Genomic DNA, 16673 nt, shown 5'->3' with positions numbered 1-16673 from the left:
CTCACGGAGGCGCTGTCGCGCCGCGGTCACATCTTCAGGGCATGCGTAGCCGTCGCACCGCCGTCGGCGACGAACTCCGCGCCCGTGCTGTACGAGCTTTCGTCGCTGGCGAGGAAGACCACGAGGCTCGCGATCTCCTCCGGCTGCCCGACCCGGCCCAGCGCCACCTTCTTGCCCACCCAGGACGTGTCGATCTCGGCGCCCCCCGCGGCCTCCGACACCATCGCGGTGTCGATCATGCCCGGGTGCACGGAGTTGACCCGGATGCCCTTGCGCCCGAGCTCCAGCGCGGCCACCTTCGTCATCCCGCGGATCGCGAACTTGCTCGCGGTGTAGGCGACGAGGTAGGGCATCCCGGCCAGTCCTTCCACTGAGGACACGTTGACGATCGAACCGGCTCCCGCGTGGGACATGGGTTCAACGACCGAGCGCATGCCGAGAAACGCGCCGATCTGGTTGACCCTGATGACCCGTTCGTAGTCGGCAAGGCTGGTCTTCGCGAGTTCCGAAAAGTGCAGGATCCCCGCGTTGTTGACCAGCACGGTCAGCGAGCCGAACTCGTCCACCGTGCGCTCGACCGCCGCAGCCCAGTCGTCCTCGCTGGACACGTCGAGGTGCTGGTAGGCCGCGCCGAGCTCGTCGGCGAGCGCCTTGCCCTCGTCGTCGAGGACGTCGGCGATCGTCACGCGCGCGCCCTCGGCGACGAACCGCCGGGCGGCCGCGGCGCCCTGGCCACGTGCCGCACCGGTGATCAACGCGACCTTCCCGTCGAGCCTGCCCATCTACATCATCTCGTCCGTCAGCGGCATGAACACCGACTTCAGCTCGGTGTACGCCTCGATCGACGACAACCCGCCCTCGCGGCCCAGCCCGGACTGCTTGAACCCGCCGAACGGCAGGTGCGGCTCGATCTGGAAGCCGTTGACGCCGATCGTCCCGGCCCGCAGCTTGCGTGAGACGCGGAAGGCGCGCTGGGCGTCGGCGGAGAAGACGCTCGCACCGAGCCCGTACTCGGTGTCGTTGGCGAGCCGGACGGCCTCGTCCTCCTCGGAGAACGGCACGACCGCCAGCACCGGGCCGAAGATCTCCTCCTGCGCGATCGTCGCGTCGTTGGCGACGTCGGCGAAGATCGTCGGGGACACGAAGTTCCCGGCCGCGAGGTCGCCGCCGAGCCGTTCGCCGCCGGTGACCAGCCGCCCCTCCTCCTTGCCGCGCTCGATGTAGCCGAGCACCCGCTCCAGCTGGCGTTCGTTGATCAGCGGGCACGCCAGCACGCCCGGGTCGAACGGGTCGCCGTAGGTGATGGCCGCGGCCATGCCCTGCGCGGCGGCGAGGAACTCGTCGTAGACCTCCCGGTGCACGAGCGCGCGCGTGTTCGCGACGCACGCCTGCCCGGACAGGCCCATCGTGACCGCGCCGATCGTCGTCGCGGCCGCGAGCCCGACGTTCGGCGCGTCCGCGAAGACGAGCGCCGGGCTCTTGCCGCCCAGCTCCAGCGAAACCCGCTTGAGCGTCCCGGCCGACGCTTCGACGATCCGCTGCCCGACGCGACGGCTGCCGGTGAAGCTGATCTTGTCCACGTCCCGGTGCGTGATGAGCGCTTCCCCGACCGGATCGCCGGGCCCCGTCACGACGTTGAGCGTGCCCGGCGGCAACCCCGCCTCGACGAGCAGCTCGACCATCCGCAGCACCGTGAACGTGCAGTACTCCGACGGCTTGAGCACCACCGTGCACCCGGCGCCCAGCGCGGGCGCGAGCTTCTGGGCGAACAGCAGGAACGGCGCGTTCCAGGGCAGGATCGCCGCGACGACGCCGACGGGTTCGCGGAACGTCATCGCGAGGTGGTCGCCGCCCTGGTACGGCGGCAGCGTCTGCCCGCCGAGCTTGTCCACCCACCCGGCGTGGTGGTCGAACACGTCCGCGGCGGCCTCGACCGAGGTCGCGTAGATGTTCCCGCTGAACGACAACGGCACCGAGTTGTCCAGCGCCTGCAACGCACGCAGCTCCTCGGCGTGCTCGCGCAACGCCTCGGCGTAGCGGTGCAGCAGCTTGATCCGCGTGCCCGCCCGGGAGTTCGACCAGGCGCCGGAGTCGAAGGCACGGCGGGCGGCCGACACCGCCGCGTCCACGTCCTCGGCCGTCGCCACGGCGAACTCGCCGATCGCCTCGCCGGTGGCGGGGTGCAGGTGGGTCCAGGTTCCGCCGCCGCCGGGACCCCACTGGCCGTCGACGAGCAGCTGCCCGGTCTTGAGCCCGACGGATTCGCGGTGCGGTTGCACGGTGAGGGTCATAGCAGCTCCTGACTGGCGAACATCTGGTCGCGGCCGGCGAAATGGGCTGGCAGCTCGGAAAGTCCGGCGAGATCCCACGTGCGTTCCAGCGACGGCGGCCGCACGAGCGCGACCTTCCCGCCGTGCACGACGAAGACCTGGCCGTTGACGGGTTCCGCCTCGGGCGAGGCGAGGAAGGCGACGAACGGGGCGACGTGGTCCACCGAAAGCGGGTCGGGTCCTTCGGGCGCGTCCCCGAAGGCCGCCTGCGTCATCGCCGTGCGGGCGCGGGGGCAGATCGCGTTGGCACGGACGCCGTAGCGCGCGCAGCCGCGGGCGGTGGCCACGGTGAGCGCCGCGATCCCGGCCTTGGCGGCGGCGTAGTTGGGTTGTCCGGCCGAGCCGAAGAGGAACGCCTCCGACGAAGTGTTGACGATCCTGGCGTAGACAGGATTTCCGTCCACTTTGGACTGCTGACGCCAGTGCGCGGTCGCGTTGCGCGTCAACAGGAAGTGCCCCCGCAGGTGCACCCTGATGACCGTGTCCCACTCCTCGTCGGACATCGAGAAGATCATCCGGTCCCGCAGCACCCCCGCGTTGTTCACCACGACGTGCAGCCCGCCGAAGTGCTCGAGCGCGACGGCCACGAGCGCGGCGGCGGTCTCCCGCTCGCCCACATCTCCCTTGACCAGCAAGGCTTTCCCGCCCGCCGCCTCGATCTCGTCCACCACGTCGGTCTCGGCGACGTCGTTGACCACCACGGCGACGCCGTCGCGGGCGAGCGCGAGGGCCTCCGCGCGCCCGAGCCCGGCTCCGGCGCCGGTGACGATGGCGACGCGGTTCACCCGAGGGTCACCACCTGGCGGATGACGTCCGTGCTGCCCTCACGCAGGACGGCGAGCCCGTCGTTGAGCTCGTCGAAGGTCAGCCGCCGGGAGATCATGCCGTCGAGGTCCAGCAGGCCGGCGCGCCAGAACCGCAGCATCTGCCCGGTGTCGTGGTGCACGTGCGAGGAACCGTAGAAGGAGCCGAGGATCTTCTTGTCGTGCAGGAACAGCTCCTGCGCGCTGAACTGCACCATCGCGTCCCCGCGGCCCGCCCCGACGACGACCACCGAGCCGCCGCGCCGCGCGCTGTCCCACGCCGACCGGATGGTGACCGGCAGGCCCACGACGTCGAAGGCGTAGTCGAACCCCTCGGCGTTGGTGACCTGCTGCTTCAGCTCCTCCAGCCCCTCCGGTGTGGTCGCGTGCGTGGCGCCGAACCGCTTCGCGATGGCGTGCTTGCCCTCGACGGGGTCGACGGCGACGATCGTCGTCGCCCCGGCCAGCCGCGCGCCCTGGATGACCGAGATGCCCACGCCGCCGCACCCGATCACGACGACCGTCGAGCCCGGGCGCACCTTCGCGGTGTTGAGCACCGCGCCCACGCCCGTGAGCACCCCGCACGCGATGAGCGCGGCAGTCTCGAACGGCACGTCGGGATCGACCTTGATCGCGCCCGAAGCCGGCACGACGAGCTCGTCGGCGAACGTCCCGAGCCCGGCGTACCCGAACACCGGCGTGTCACCGAGGCGGAACCGCGGCGTGGTGAACGCGGCGATCGCGTGCACGGAACACAGGTTCGGCTCGCCCCGCAGGCAGTTCGGGCAGTTGCCGCACGGCGGGACGAACGAGACGGTGACGTGGTCGCCGGGAGCGAGCTGCGCCACCGCCGAACCGACTTCGACGACCTCCCCGGCGCCCTCGTGCCCGACGATGCCCGGCGCGAGCGCGGGCAGCGTGCCGTCCATCGCGGAGAGATCGCTGTGGCAGATGCCGGAGGCCCGCACGCGGATGCGCACCTCGTGGGGCCCGGGATCCACGGTGGTGACGTCGTCACGCAGCTCGAGCTTGTCATCGCCGATCGCGTTCAGTACGGCGGCTCTCACGGGCAGCCTCCTCGCTGGCGCGGCGAGCCGTCGTCGGCCCGCCTCCTCCGGCACAGACTAGAATCTGTTCTCACCGAAGGCAAGGGGCTGCTAATCGCGGATGAACAGGGCATTCCTCGGGCACGCAGCCACAGCTTGAGTAACACGTTCTACTTCTTCGGGCGGCACCTCGGCGGAGTTGACGACCAACTCGTCCTCGTCGTCCAGCGCGAACACGGCGGGCGCGAACCCGACACACACCTCGTTCGCCTCGCACAGGTCGCGGTCGACTTCCACGCGCACGGCTTCCTCCCGTCGGTCGCAGCTGGTAGAACTAGAACAGGTTCTAGACTAGCTCCGCGTCCGGTCCCCTACCAGAACGACCGGGCGCCCCGGAGGTGACGCGTGCGGATCGACTACACCCCGCGACAACGGGAACTGCGGAACGAGCTACGCGCCTACTTCGCGGAGCTGATGACGCCCGCGCGGCGGGAAGCGCTTGCCGGCGAGGGTGGCGAGTACGGAAACGGCTTGGTGTACAAGGAGATCGTGCGCGACCTCGGTCGTGCGGGGTGGCTCGCGACCGGCTGGCCGGAGGAGTACGGCGGGCAGGCGCGCTCCATGCTGGACCAGCTGATCTTCACCGACGAAGCGGCGGTCGCCGGGGTGCCCGTGCCGTTCCTGACGGTCAACACCGTGGGGCCGACCATCATGCGGTTCGGCACCGAGGAGCAGAAGGCGTTCTACCTGCCGAAGATCGCCGCGGGCGAGCTGCACTTCTCGATCGGCTACTCCGAGCCCGAGGCGGGCACGGACCTGGCGTCGCTGCGCACGCGTGCCGTCCGGGACGGCGACTCCTACGTGATCAACGGCCAGAAGATGTGGACGAGCCTGATCGAGTACGCCGACTACGTGTGGCTCGCCGCGCGCACCGATCCGGAGGCCCGCAGGCACAAGGGCGTGAGCATCCTGATCGTGCCCACGGACGCCGAGGGCTTCTCCTGGACGAAGGTCCGCACAGTCGCGGGCGCCGGCACGAGCGCGACTTACTACGACGACGTCCGCGTGCCCGTGACGGCCCGGGTCGGCGAGGAGAACGCGGGCTGGCCACTGATCACCAACCAGCTCAACCACGAACGCGTGGCGCTCACCTCAGCCGCGCCGGTCCGGTCGGCGCTGCGCGAGGTGCGGCGGTGGGCGCAGGAGACGAAACAACCGGACGGCAGCCGCGTGATCGACGCGGAGTGGGTGCGCCTGCACCTGGCCCGCGTGCACGCCCACGCCGAGTACCTGAAGCTGCGCAACTGGCGCATCGCCTCGACCCCGGACCTGAAACCGGCGGAGGCGTCGGCGACGAAGGTGTTCGGCACGGAGATGGCGATCGAGGCGTACCGGCTGCTGATGGAGGTCCTCGGCACGGCGGCCGTGGTGCGTGAGGGCTCGCCGGGCGCCGTGCTGCGCGGCCGTATCGAGCGCGCGCACCGGGCCGCGTTGATCCTCACCTTCGGCGGCGGCACCAACGAGGTCCAGCGCGACCTGATCGCGGCCACCGCGCTTTCCCTGCCCGTCACCCGCTGAGGAGCAGCCGTGGACTTCACCATGACCGAAACCCAGCAGGAGCTGGCGGCGTTGACCCGCCGGGTGCTCGACGACCGCGCGAAACCCGGGCAGCACGGCGAAGGCGGGTTCGACCCGGAGTTGTGGCGCGAACTCGGCCGCGTCGGTGTGATCGACGCCGACTTCGAGCTGCTGGAGCAGTGCGCGGTATTGACGGAGATCGGCCGGGCGCTCGCGCCGGTGCCGTACCTGCCGTCCCGGACCGTCGCGGCAGGCGCGCTTTTCGCCTTCGGCACGCCGGAGCAGATCGAGCGCTGGGCGATGCCGGTCGTGCGTGGCGAACGGGTGCTCGCCGTGGCTTTGCCCGATATCGGTGGCGCGCCGGGGTTTTCGGTCGAACGTGGCAGGGTTTCCGGTGCCCGGACCGCGGTGCCGTTCGGCGCCTTCGCCGACGGGTTCCTGGTGCCCACCGGCGACGGGGTCTTCCTCGTCGAGCAGGCCGAGGTCCAGCCGCAAAGCGTGATCGACACCGCCGACGCGGCACTGGTCCAGCTCGACGACGTGCCCGGTGAGCCGGTGGACGTACCCGCGGAGTGGCTGCGGCTGCACGCCACCGTGGGCCTGTGCGCGGTGCAGCTCGGGGTGTTGGAAAGCGCGCTGGAGCGCACGGCGTCCTACGCACGTGAACGCAAGCAGTTCGGCCAGCCCATCGGTGGGTTCCAGGCGGTGCGGCACCGGCTGGCGGACGCCTACCTCGACGTCGAGGCGGTGCGGTTGTCGTTGTGGCAGGCGGCGTGGCGGGTGGCGGAGGACCTGCCCGCGACGGAGGCGGTCGCGACGGCGAAGTACTGGGCCGCCGACGCCGGGCACCGCGTCGCGCACACCGCGGTCCACGTCCACGGCGGGGTCGGCATCGACGTCGAGCATCCCGTGCACCGGTATTTCGCGGCGGCGAAACGGCTGGAGTTCACGTGGGGCGGCGCGACGGCACACCTGCGGGCGCTGGGCGACCTGCTCGCGGCGGACCCGGCATGACGGTCACCGAACTGCTGCTCTCCGGGCGCTCGGCCCTGCGGTTCGAGGACGAGTACTACACCGGGGACGAGCACGTGCAGGTGTGCGCGGACCACGCGGCGATGCTGCGGCGGATGCTGCGCCCCGGCGAGCCACCGCACGTGGGCCTGCTGGCCGGCAACCTGCCCGCGTTCTCGTTCCTGCTCGGCGGCTGCGCGCTGTCGGGTTCGGTGCTCGTGGGCCTGAACCCGACCCGCCGCGGCGAGGCGCTGGCCCGCGACGTCCGGCACACCAACTGCCAGTTCGTGCTCACCGAGCCGCGGTACGCGCCGTTGCTGTCCGGCCTCGACGTGCCCGTGCGCCTGCTGGAAACCCCACCGCACGCGCCGCTCGACCCGGTGCCCGCCGCGCCGGACGACCTGCTGATGCTGATCTTCACCTCCGGTACGAGCGGCGAACCGAAGGCGGTGCGCTGCACGCACGAGAAGATCGCCGGTCCGGGTTGGATGCTCGCCTCCAGGTTTGGACTGTCCTCTTCGGACACAGTGTACGTGTCGATGCCGATGTTCCACTCCAACGCGATCATGGCGGGCTGGGCGGTCGGCCTCGCCGCGGGCGCGACCATCGCGTTGCGGCGCCGGTTCTCCGCCTCGGGCTTCATGCCGGACGTGCGCAAGTTCGGTGCCACGTATGCCAACTACGTCGGCAAGCCACTGTCCTATGTGGTTGCCACACCAGAACGTCCCGACGATGCCGACAACCCGCTACGCCTGGTGTACGGCAACGAAGGCGCGGAGGCGGACCTGAGGAGTTTCGAGCGGAGGTTCGGGTGCCGGGTGGTGGACGCCTTCGGTTCCACGGAAGGCGGCATCGGCTTCTCCCGCACTCCCGAAACGCCGCCGGGTTCGCTGGGTCCTCTGCCTCCAGGCGTTGCGGTGGTGGACCAGGCGGGGCGCGTGTGCCCTCCCGGTGTCGTCGGGGAGCTGGTCAACACGGCGGGCGCGGGCGCATTCGCGGGCTACTACCGCGATCCGGCGGCGGACGCCGAACGGATGCGCGACGGCTGGTACCACACGGGCGACCTCGCCTACGTGGACGAGGACGGCTATTGCTTTTTCGCGGGCCGCCTCGGCGACTGGCTCCGCGTGGACGGCGAAAACCTCGGCACAGCCCCGATCGAACGCGTCCTGCTGCGGCACCCGGCGGTCGCCGAGGCGGCGGTGTACGGCGTCCCCGACCCCGTAACGGGCGACCAGGTGATGGCCGCCCTCGTGCTCACCCGCCCGCTCGACCCAGCGGAGTTCGGCGACTTCCTGGCCGAACAGTCCGACCTGGGCCCGAAACAGGTGCCCGCCTTCGTGCGGATCATCCCCCGACTCCCGAAGACGGCCACGTTCAAGACCGTCAAACGCCTGTTGGCCGTAGAGGGCGTGCGCTGCCCCGATCCGGTGTGGGTACGGACGGATGGGGTTTACGCACCGTTCTGCGGACAGCATCCCCACATCGGGCGAGCGAACGTCAGTCCACCGCGTTGATCGGCCGCAACCTCCGCGGCCCGGTGTCCGGCCGCGCCGGCGGCGGACCCAGCACCACCCGCGCGTTCGCCACGAACGCACCCGCCGGAGACGCCATCACCGGATCCAGGCTCAACGACCGCACCTCGGGGTTGTCCTCCGCCAGCGCCGCCACCCGCAACACCATGTCCTGCAACGCCGCGAGGTCCGCGGGTTCGTCACCGCGGTAGCCGGTCAGCAGCGGCGCGCTCTTCGGCTCGCGCACCAGCGTCGCGGCATCGACGTCCGTCAGCGGCACCGCGCGGTACGCCCTGTCCCCGAGCAGCGTGCTCACCAGACCCGACAGGCCGAACGACACCAGCGAACCGAACGACGGGTCGTCCTGCAGCCCGATGAAGCACGAGATGCCCTTGGGCGCCATCTTCTGCACGTACACGTCGTCCTCGTGGGAGACGTCGCGCAGATCTCGGTACGCGCGGCGGACGGCGTCCTCGGAGGCCAGGTCGAGCCGCACACCCGCGAGATCGGGACGCCCCCGCAGCCGCTCGTCCACGGCCTTCATCGCGACGGGATAACCCAGCTCCTCCGCCGCCGCGACGGCCGCGTCCGCGCTGGAGATCACCTTGAACGGCACCACGTCGATGCCGTAGCAGCCCAGCAGCCGCACGACGTCCGCGTCCTCCAGCACGACGTTGCTGTCCTGCCCGTCGAGGATCTCGCGCACGATGTCCTGCGCGGCCTCGGCGTGCACCCCCGCCGGACGGATGAGGTGCCCCTGCGGCCGCTGCCGCCACGCCGCGTACCGCACGACCCGCGCCAGCGCGGCCACCGCGCGTTCCGGGCTGGAGAACGACGGGATCGAGCCCTTGCCCGGCGCCCCGTCCGGGCCGGCGACCGCCAGCTCCGCGGGAATCCCTTCGACGGCGAGGAAGGTCGAGACGATGGGCTTGTGCAGGTTCAGCTCCTGCACGGCCTCCCGCAGAGCACGCGCGTACGCCGAACCCGGCGTCGCCACCGGCGGCACGAACACCGCGACGAGCGCGTCCGTGTCCGGCGAGTTCAACGCCTCGCGCACGGCCGAGGCGAACTCCTCGGGCCCCGCCTGCGCGCCGATGTCCACCGGGTCGAACGCCAGCCGCAGCCCCTGCGCCCGCGCGGTGTCGGCGGCCAGCAGGCCGATCGCGCTGGAGTTGCCCACGATCCCCACGCGCGGCCCGGCGGGCAGGGGCTGGTGCGCGAAGACGAGCGCGGTGTCGAACAGCTGCGCCAGGTTCTCGACGCGCACGACCCCCGCCTGCTCGAACAGCGCCTGCACGCTCGACTCGTCGACCTCGGCGGAGTTCGCGGCGAGCTGCGGACGGACGGCGTGCCGCCCGGATTTCACCGCGACGATCGGCTTCGTCCGGCCGAGCCGCCGCGCGAGCCGCGCGAACTTGCGCGGGTTGCCGAAGGATTCCAGGTACAGCAGGACGAGGTCGGTGTCCGGGTCGGTTTCCCAGTACTGCAGGAGGTCGTTGCCGGAGACGTCGGCGCGGTTCCCGGCGGAGACGAACGTGGACAGCCCGAGCCCGCGGGATTCGGCGTCGGCGAGGATCGCCGTGCCCAGCGCACCCGACTGGCAGAAGAACCCGGCGCGCCCACGAGCGGGCAGGCGCGGCGCGAGGGTCGCGTTGAGGCGCACGGAGGAATCGGTGTTGAGCACGCCGAGCGCGTTCGGCCCGACGACGCGCATGCCGTGGGCGCGGGCCTCGCCGACCAGGCGCAGCTCGGCGTGCAGGCCGTGCGGCCCGGCCTCGGCGAACCCGGCGGTGACGATGACGAGCGTTTTCACGCCCTTCACGAGCGCCCCGTCGAGCACGGCTTCGACCTGGTCCGCGGGCACGGCGACGACGGCGAGGTCGACGGGGTCGGGGATCTCCAGCACCGATTTGTAGGCGCGAACCCCGCGCACGGAGCGGTGCTCGGGGTTGACGGGGTAGACGGTGCCGGCGAAGTCCGCGGCGAGGAGGTTGGAGAAGACGACGTAGCCGATCTTGGTGGGATCGGTGCTGGCGCCGATGACGGCGACCGAGCGGGGGTGGAGGAGGTTGTGCACGCTGCGGGCTTCCGCGGCCTGTTCCCGCGCGCGGGCGACGGCGAGGGATTCCTCGGTGGGGTCGATGTCGAACTCGAGGTGCAGCACGCCTTCCTCCATGGCGCGGCTGACCTGGTACCCAGCGTCGCGGAAGACGCGCACCATGGGTGAGTTCTCGGCGAGCACCTCGGCGACGAAGCGGCGCAGCCCGCATTCGGACGCCGCGGCGGCCAGGTGTTCCAGCAGGATCGAGCCGAGCCCGCGCCCCTGGTGCGCGTCGTCGACGACGAAGGCGACCTCCGCGGAAGGCCCGTCGCCGAGCCGCTCGTACCGCCCCACGGCGACGATGTCATCCCCGAGCAAGGCGATGAACGCGACGCGGTCGTGGTGGTCCACGGTGGTGAAGCGCTCGAGGTCCCGCTGCGGGATGCGCGGGTACGCGCCGAAGTACCGCAGGTAGCGGGTGCGCTCCGAAAGCCGCCCGTGGAAGGCGACGAGCCGGTCGGCGTCACTCGGCACGATCGGTCGCAAGTGGACGGTGCCCCCGTCGGAGAGCACCACGTCGGCCTCCCACTGGCGGGGGTAGTCGTACGGATCGCGCGGGACGTGCTTGGCGCCGGTGTCGTCGCCGGTGCTCGTGGTGGTGTCGCCGGTGCTCATGCTGCTTCAGCCTCTCGGCCCTGGTCCGTCGTTGCCCATTCCTGTCACTTCCCGCCCGCGCCTTGCTTCCCAGTGTGGGTCATCGCCGCCCCCGGCGGTTTCCCCCGCTCGCCCGGCTTATCACCTCCGGGAGGCATCCCGTCGCTGCGCGGGTCCGTTCGCCCAGCGGTTTCCCGCACTCGCGCCACACCTCCGGCTCAGGCTGCGCCTGGTTGTTCCCGCAGCCTCGATGGGGCCTCCACTTCCCCCGGCGGCCTCCCTCCAATGCTCCGAGGCCGCTCCCCTTGCACCACCGCATTCAGGCCCCCACCTCCTCTGGCGCGCGGCCTGCCGGAGCCGAAGTCCGTGTCGCCGTCGCCCCAATGGGGCCCCACCTCCTCCGGCGCGCGGCCCGCCGGAGCCGAAGTCCGTGTCGCCGTCGCCCCAATGGGGCCCCCACCTCCTCCGGCGCGGCCCGCCGGTCCCGTCCCCGCCACCCGTCACCTCCCCAGGCGATTCGCCCCGGAGCCCGTGTCACCGCCGCCCGGCGGCTCCCCGCTCGCGCCACCCCGCTAGTCCCTCGGGTCGTCCGGGTCGAGGCCGTGCAGGGGGAAGACCGCGCGGCGCGTGTCCCGGATCGCGATGTCCACCGGGTCGTCGTCGGCGTCGCCCCACGGGCGGTGGGCCGGGTCGGCTCCGTCGGTCATCTCGCGGGGCAGCTCGGCCTGCGGCGCGGCCTTGCGCACGAGGTCGGCCCAGCCCGGCGGGATCGGGGTCTCCGGCGGCACGTCCCGGTCGAGCACGGTCGCCAGCAGGTGGGTCCACGAGCGCGGCACCACGCGGATCAGCTGGTACCCGCCACCGCCGACGGCGAGCCACCGGCCGCCCGTGTACCGCTCGGCGAGGTCCCGCAGCGTCGAGTAGATCGCACGGTGCCCGTCGACGGTGAGGGACAGGTCGGCGAGCGGGTCCTCCTCGTGGGAGTCCACCCCGCACTGGGTGACGAGCAGCTGGGGCCGGAACGCTTCGAGCACCGACGGCACGACCGCGTGGAACGCCCGCAGCCAGCCCGCGTCGCGCGTGCCCGGCGGCAGGGGGAGGTTGACCGCGCAGCCCTCGGCCTCGCCGGTCCCCACCTCCGCCGAATACCCGGTGCCGGGCCACAGCGTGAACGGGTGCTGGTGGAGCGAGACCGTCAGCACGCGCGGGTCGTCGTAGAACGCGGCCTGCACCCCGTCGCCGTGGTGGACGTCGGTGTCGATGTAGGCGATGCGGTCGAAGCCGTGTTCGAGCAGCCACGAGATGGACACGGCGCAGTCGTTGTAGACGCAGAAACCGGCCGCGTGATCCCGCATCGCGTGGTGCAGCCCACCGGCGATGTTGACGGCGCGGCGCGCCTCGCCCTCCGCGATCTTCCGCGCGGCGAGCAGTGTCGAGCCGACGACCAGGGCCGACGAGTCGTGCATGTCGCTGAAGACCGGGTTGTCCGCGGTGCCGAGGCCGTGACCGACGTCCCAGCCCGCCATCGGCGCCTGCTTGACCGCCTCCAGGTACTCGGGGGCGTGCACGCGGAGGAGTTCCGTCTCACTCGCGGGCTCGGGAACCAGCAGGGGGACGCCGTCGAGGACGCCCAGTTCGGTGGCCAGCCGGATGGTCAGCTGCAGCCGGACGGGGTTGAACGGGTGGTCGCCGCCGAGGTCGTAGCCGAGCAGCGACGGGTCCCAGACGACGGCGGGCGGCTCCATGCGCTCCGATCGTAGCCGGGGTCGGCGCGGTCGGGCCGCCCCCGATCACCTCGGCTGAGTGTCGGTGCCAGGCACTACCATGGATTCCTGCGGACGAAGGGGACATCGTGAACGATCTCATCGACACCACAGAGATGTACTTGAAAACCATCTTCGAGCTTGAAGAAGAGGGTGTCGTGCCGCTCCGCGCCCGCATCGCCGAGCGGTTGGAGCAGAGTGGGCCCACGGTGAGCCAGACCGTGGCCCGCATGGAACGGGACGGCCTGGTGCGCGTCGCCGACGACAGGCACCTGCAGCTCACCGACCACGGCCGGGAGCTGGCGATCGCCGTGATGCGCAAGCACCGGCTCGCCGAGCGGCTGCTGCTCGACGTCATCGGCCTCGAGTGGGAGCAGGTGCACACCGAGGCGTGCCACTGGGAGCACGTGATGAGCGAGGCGGTCGAGCGGAAGCTGATCAAGCTGCTCAACCACCCGACCACGTCGCCGTACGGCAACCCGATCCCGGGTCTCGACAAGCTGGACCAGGGCAGCCTCCCGGCGCCCCAGCCCGAGGCGGACCTCATCCGGTTGGACGAGTTCGCCCGCGCCGGCGGGGGTGACGCCGAGATCCGGCGCATCGCCGAGCACGTCCAGATCGACGAGAAGATGATGGTCGACCTCAAGTCGGCCGGGGTCGTGCCGGGGCGCACGGTCAAGGTGGGCAGGGCCGCGGGCGGCGGCACGGTCGAGGTCAGCGGAGACGAGGCGGCCGTGCAGGTGCCGATGTCGGTGCTGCACGCGGTGCTGGCCCAGGCGCGCTGACCCGCCGGGGACGGGGAGCACCCCGCAGGGTGGCTCCCCGTGCCGCCCCCGTGGCGGGTCAGTGCCCTTTTCGCGCTGGTCAGGTGCCCTGCCGTCCCCTCGTCGCCTGCGTACTGGCCTCCGCTACTACGCGCCGCGCTTGGCCGCTGTACCTGCTGCCCTTTCTTGGGCCCGCCCCGGGCGGCCACGTCCCGGCCGTCCCCGCGCTGGCCGCTCCGATCGGCCGCTTCCCGGCCGTTCCCACGCTGGCCGCTCCGATCGGCCGCCTCCCGGCCGTTCCCACGCTGGCCGCTCCGATCGGCCGCCTCCCGGCCGTTCCCACGCTGGCCGCCTCGGTCGGTCCCTGCGCTGCCCGCCCCGCCTGCCTGCGTACCTGCCGTCCTTTCGCCGACCGCCCCGGTCGGCCACGTCCCGGCCGTTCCCACGCTGGCCCGCCCCACATGCTCGCGTACCTGGCCTTTTCTCACGGCCTGCCTCGGTTGATCGCCTCACCGCCGTCCTCGGATTGCGCCCGGTCGCTCCCGCCGCTGGTGCCCGCCGCTGCCCTCCTCGGCTTGGCGGTGGCTCACCAACCTCGCCAACGTCCTCCCGTGGCGCGCTGGCCGGGCCCGGGCAGCGGCGCCACAGGTTGGGCAGGCAGGATCGGAGTGACGAGGGATCCAGCTGACACGGGCAGCGTCTCCCGGCAGGATCGGAAGACACGGGTCCGCGGAGGCAGCGCGGAGCCAGGACAGCGGGATCCCGGCGAGCAGGCCGGGACCAGCTCCGGAACATGGGGCACGGGTCCCCAGCACGAATGGATGAGGTTGAACGACATGCAGAGCCCGGTCGACGCGGAAGGGCCCGCGCAGTTCCAGGCACACGAAGCCGCCGCCGAAGCGTTCCGCTCGGTGCACGACCGGTCACCCGCCGGCGTCTGGTCCGCTCCCGGCAGGGTCAACCTGATCGGCGAGCACACCGACTACAACGACGGCTTCGTCCTGCCGTTCGCCCTTCCGCACCGCATCGCCGCCGCGGCGTCGCCGCGGGATGACCAGCTGCTGACCGTCGCCACACTTGGCTCCGACGGCCGCATCCAGCAGGCCGACCCGGTGTCGATCCCCGACCTGGCGCCGGGCAAGGTCGAGGGCTGGGCCGCCTACCCCGCCGGCGTCGCGTGGGTCCTGCGCGACCAGGGCATCACGCGCGGCGCCGACGTCGTGCTGGCCGGTGACGTGCCGACGGGAGCCGGCTTGTCGTCCTCGCACGCGCTCGAGTGCGCCGTGTCGCTCGCCCTGCTGGGACTCCACGGCCAGGAGCTGGACGAGCCCGGCACGCCGGACCGGATGCAGATCGCCCGCTGGGTCCAGCACGCCGAGAACGACTTCGTCGGCGCCCCGACCGGCCTGCTCGACCAGACCGCGTCGCTGTGCTGCACCGAATCGCACGTGCTCTTCCTCGACGTGCGGTCCGGCGAGCGTGAGCAGGTTCCCTTCGACGCGGCGGCCGTCGGGCTGCGGGTCATGGTCATCGACACGCGCACCAAGCACTCCCACAGCGAGTCCGGCTACGGCGAACGCCGGCGCGGTACCGAACGCGCCGCGGAGCTGCTCGGCATCAAGGCCCTGCGCGACGTCGCACTCGCCGACCTGGACGCCACTCTCGAACGCCTGCCCGCTGCGCTCGCCCCGTTGGTCCGGCACGTCGTGACCGAGAACCAGCGCGTGCTCGACGTGGTGGACCTGCTGCACGACGGCCGGATGCAGGACATCGGTCCGTACCTGGACGCCTCACACACGAGCATGCGTGACGACTACCGGATCTCCACCGCCGAACTCGACACCGCAGTCGACGCGGCCCGCGAGGCGGGGGCGCTGGGCGCGCGCATGACCGGAGGCGGGTTCGGCGGCTCCGCGATCGCCCTCGTGCCCGAGGCGAAGCTCGACGCCGTCGAGGCGAGCGTGACGGCGGCGTACGAGCGCGAAGGCTGGCGTGCTCCGCGCACGTTCGTCGCCATCCCGTCGGCCGGAGCACGACGCGACATCTGACGGCAGGCACAGGCGCCGCCTGTGCGGGGCTCACAGCACGATGGTCCAGACTGTGCGCCACCACCTCCTCAAGCAGTCTCCGAGAAAGGCTTCCGACAACTCATGGCCCTCAAACTGATCGTCACCGGCGGTGCCGGCTACGTCGGCAGTGTCTGCACGGCCCGCCTCCTGGAAGCCGGGCACGAGGTCGTCGTGGTGGACGACCTGTCGACCGGCCACGCCGACGCCGTCCCCGACGGCGCGCGGTTCGTCGAGGGCGATGCCGCCGAGGCCACCGCCTCCCTGCTCGGCGAAGGGTTCGACGGGGTGCTGCATTTCGCCGCCAAGTCACTCGTGGGCGAGTCGATGACCGACCCGGCGAAGTACTGGCACGGTAACGTCATCACCTCCATCCGCCTGCTCGACGCGATGCGCGACCACGGCACCCCGCGACTGGTGTTCTCCTCCACCGCGGCCACCTACGGCGAGCCGGAAAGCTCGCCGATCAAGGAGACCGCGCCCACCCGGCCGACCAACACCTACGGCGCCTCGAAGCTCGCGATCGACCACGCCATCACGAGCTACGCCCGGGCCCACGGGCTCGCCGCCGTCAGCCTCCGCTACTTCAACGTGGCGGGTGCCTACGGCAGCTACGGCGAGCGGCACACGACCGAGACGCACCTGATCCCGCTCGTGCTGCAGGTCGCCAGTGGCAACCGGGAGGACGTCAAGATCTTCGGTGACGACTACCCGACCGACGACGGCACGGCCGTGCGCGACTACATCCACGTCGTCGACCTCGCCGACGCGCACCTGCTGGCACTCCAGCACGCCGTGGCCGGGGAACACCGCGTCTACAACCTCGGCAACGGCACGGGGTTCTCCGTCCAGCAGGTGATCGAGACCTGCCGCGAGGTCACCGGCCACCCGATCCCGGCCGCGGTGGCGCCGCGCCGGGCGGGTGACCCTGCCGTGCTCGTGGCGTCCAGCGACCGGGCGCGCGAGGAGCTGGGGTGGAAGCCGGAGCGCGCCGACCTGACCGGCATCGTGGCCGACGCGTGGCGCTTCGCCCAGGAACGGCGCAACGCCTGAGCCTGGACTCCGGCTGACCGGGCACTGGCCTCGCTCCTGGGATGGGCACG

At 71.7% G+C, this 16673-nt stretch carries 13 protein-coding genes; 6 read left to right on the top strand and 7 right to left on the bottom strand.

The features are described 5' to 3' along the window. Positions 1-26: 26 nt before the first annotated feature. The 5 genes from BMZ92_RS26685 to BMZ92_RS26665 form a co-directional block, all read right to left on the bottom strand. Entirely contained in the window at positions 27-782 is a 756-nt protein-coding gene (locus BMZ92_RS26685) for a glucose 1-dehydrogenase (protein ID WP_091512917.1), read from the bottom strand. Beyond that, positions 783-2291 carry an aldehyde dehydrogenase family protein gene (locus BMZ92_RS26680; RefSeq protein ID WP_091512915.1) on the bottom strand — a complete coding sequence of 503 codons (1509 nt, stop codon included), beginning with the start codon at positions 2289-2291 and terminating at the stop codon, positions 783-785. Then, positions 2288-3115: an SDR family NAD(P)-dependent oxidoreductase gene (locus tag BMZ92_RS26675; RefSeq protein ID WP_091512912.1), complete on the bottom strand. Its 828-nt coding sequence runs from the start codon at positions 3113-3115 to the stop codon at positions 2288-2290. Before BMZ92_RS26675 ends, BMZ92_RS26680 begins: the two co-directional genes overlap by 4 nt. Then, positions 3112-4200 (bottom strand): zinc-binding dehydrogenase, encoded by a 1089-nt coding sequence (locus BMZ92_RS26670; protein WP_091512908.1) that lies wholly within the window; start codon positions 4198-4200, stop codon positions 3112-3114. Before BMZ92_RS26670 ends, BMZ92_RS26675 begins: the two co-directional genes overlap by 4 nt. Before the next feature lie 90 nt (positions 4201-4290). Continuing rightward, complete coding sequence (locus BMZ92_RS26665) at positions 4291-4482, bottom strand: ferredoxin (RefSeq protein WP_091512906.1); 192 nt, start codon at positions 4480-4482, stop codon at positions 4291-4293. Between the two features lie 102 nt (positions 4483-4584). Between BMZ92_RS26665 and BMZ92_RS26660 the strand changes: the two genes are divergently transcribed. From BMZ92_RS26660 to BMZ92_RS26650, 3 genes are read left to right on the top strand one after another with little or no spacing between them, the layout of a single operon-like run. Next, on the top strand, positions 4585-5757 hold the full coding sequence (locus tag BMZ92_RS26660) for an acyl-CoA dehydrogenase family protein (RefSeq protein ID WP_091512903.1): 1173 nt from the start codon (positions 4585-4587) through the stop codon (positions 5755-5757). A 9-nt stretch (positions 5758-5766) separates the two neighbouring features. Next, complete coding sequence (locus BMZ92_RS26655) at positions 5767-6771, top strand: acyl-CoA dehydrogenase family protein (RefSeq protein ID WP_091512901.1); 1005 nt, start codon at positions 5767-5769, stop codon at positions 6769-6771. Continuing rightward, a complete protein-coding gene (locus BMZ92_RS26650) occupies positions 6768-8285 on the top strand; it encodes a long-chain-fatty-acid--CoA ligase (protein ID WP_091512900.1) in 1518 nt (505 codons plus the stop codon). Before BMZ92_RS26655 ends, BMZ92_RS26650 begins: the two co-directional genes overlap by 4 nt. On the opposite strand, the gene BMZ92_RS26645 is transcribed toward BMZ92_RS26650, so the two are convergent. Both BMZ92_RS26645 and BMZ92_RS26640 read right to left on the bottom strand, forming a co-directional pair. Beyond that, positions 8269-10998: a bifunctional acetate--CoA ligase family protein/GNAT family N-acetyltransferase gene (locus BMZ92_RS26645; RefSeq protein ID WP_091512898.1), complete on the bottom strand. Its 2730-nt coding sequence runs from the start codon at positions 10996-10998 to the stop codon at positions 8269-8271. The genes BMZ92_RS26650 and BMZ92_RS26645 overlap by 17 nt on opposite strands. A 551-nt stretch (positions 10999-11549) precedes the next feature. Further along, the gene (locus BMZ92_RS26640; protein ID WP_091512896.1) at positions 11550-12722 is read right to left on the bottom strand and encodes an acetoin utilization protein AcuC; all 1173 of its coding nucleotides are present in this window, start codon (positions 12720-12722) and stop codon (positions 11550-11552) included. A 107-nt stretch (positions 12723-12829) separates the two neighbouring features. Here BMZ92_RS26640 and BMZ92_RS26635 point away from each other — a divergent pair, with 107 nt between their 5' ends. The 3 genes from BMZ92_RS26635 to galE all read left to right on the top strand — a co-directional run bounded on the left by BMZ92_RS26635 (position 12830) and on the right by galE (position 16623). Further along, positions 12830-13525, top strand: coding sequence for an iron-dependent transcriptional repressor DtxR (locus tag BMZ92_RS26635; protein WP_091512894.1), 696 nt, complete (start codon positions 12830-12832; stop codon positions 13523-13525). A gap of 815 nt (positions 13526-14340) precedes the next feature. Beyond that, on the top strand, positions 14341-15552 hold the full coding sequence (gene galK / locus BMZ92_RS26630) for a galactokinase (protein ID WP_091512998.1): 1212 nt from the start codon (positions 14341-14343) through the stop codon (positions 15550-15552). 102 nt (positions 15553-15654) lie between these two features. Next, positions 15655-16623 (top strand): UDP-glucose 4-epimerase GalE, encoded by a 969-nt coding sequence (galE, locus tag BMZ92_RS26625; RefSeq protein ID WP_091512892.1) that lies wholly within the window; start codon positions 15655-15657, stop codon positions 16621-16623. Positions 16624-16673 lie beyond the last annotated feature (50 nt).

This window comes from Amycolatopsis sacchari (genome assembly GCF_900114035.1).
Taxonomy (GTDB): domain Bacteria; phylum Actinomycetota; class Actinomycetes; order Mycobacteriales; family Pseudonocardiaceae; genus Amycolatopsis_E; species Amycolatopsis_E sacchari.
The sequence above is the reverse complement of the archived record's forward strand: the minus strand, read 5'-3'. Positions and strand labels throughout refer to the sequence as shown.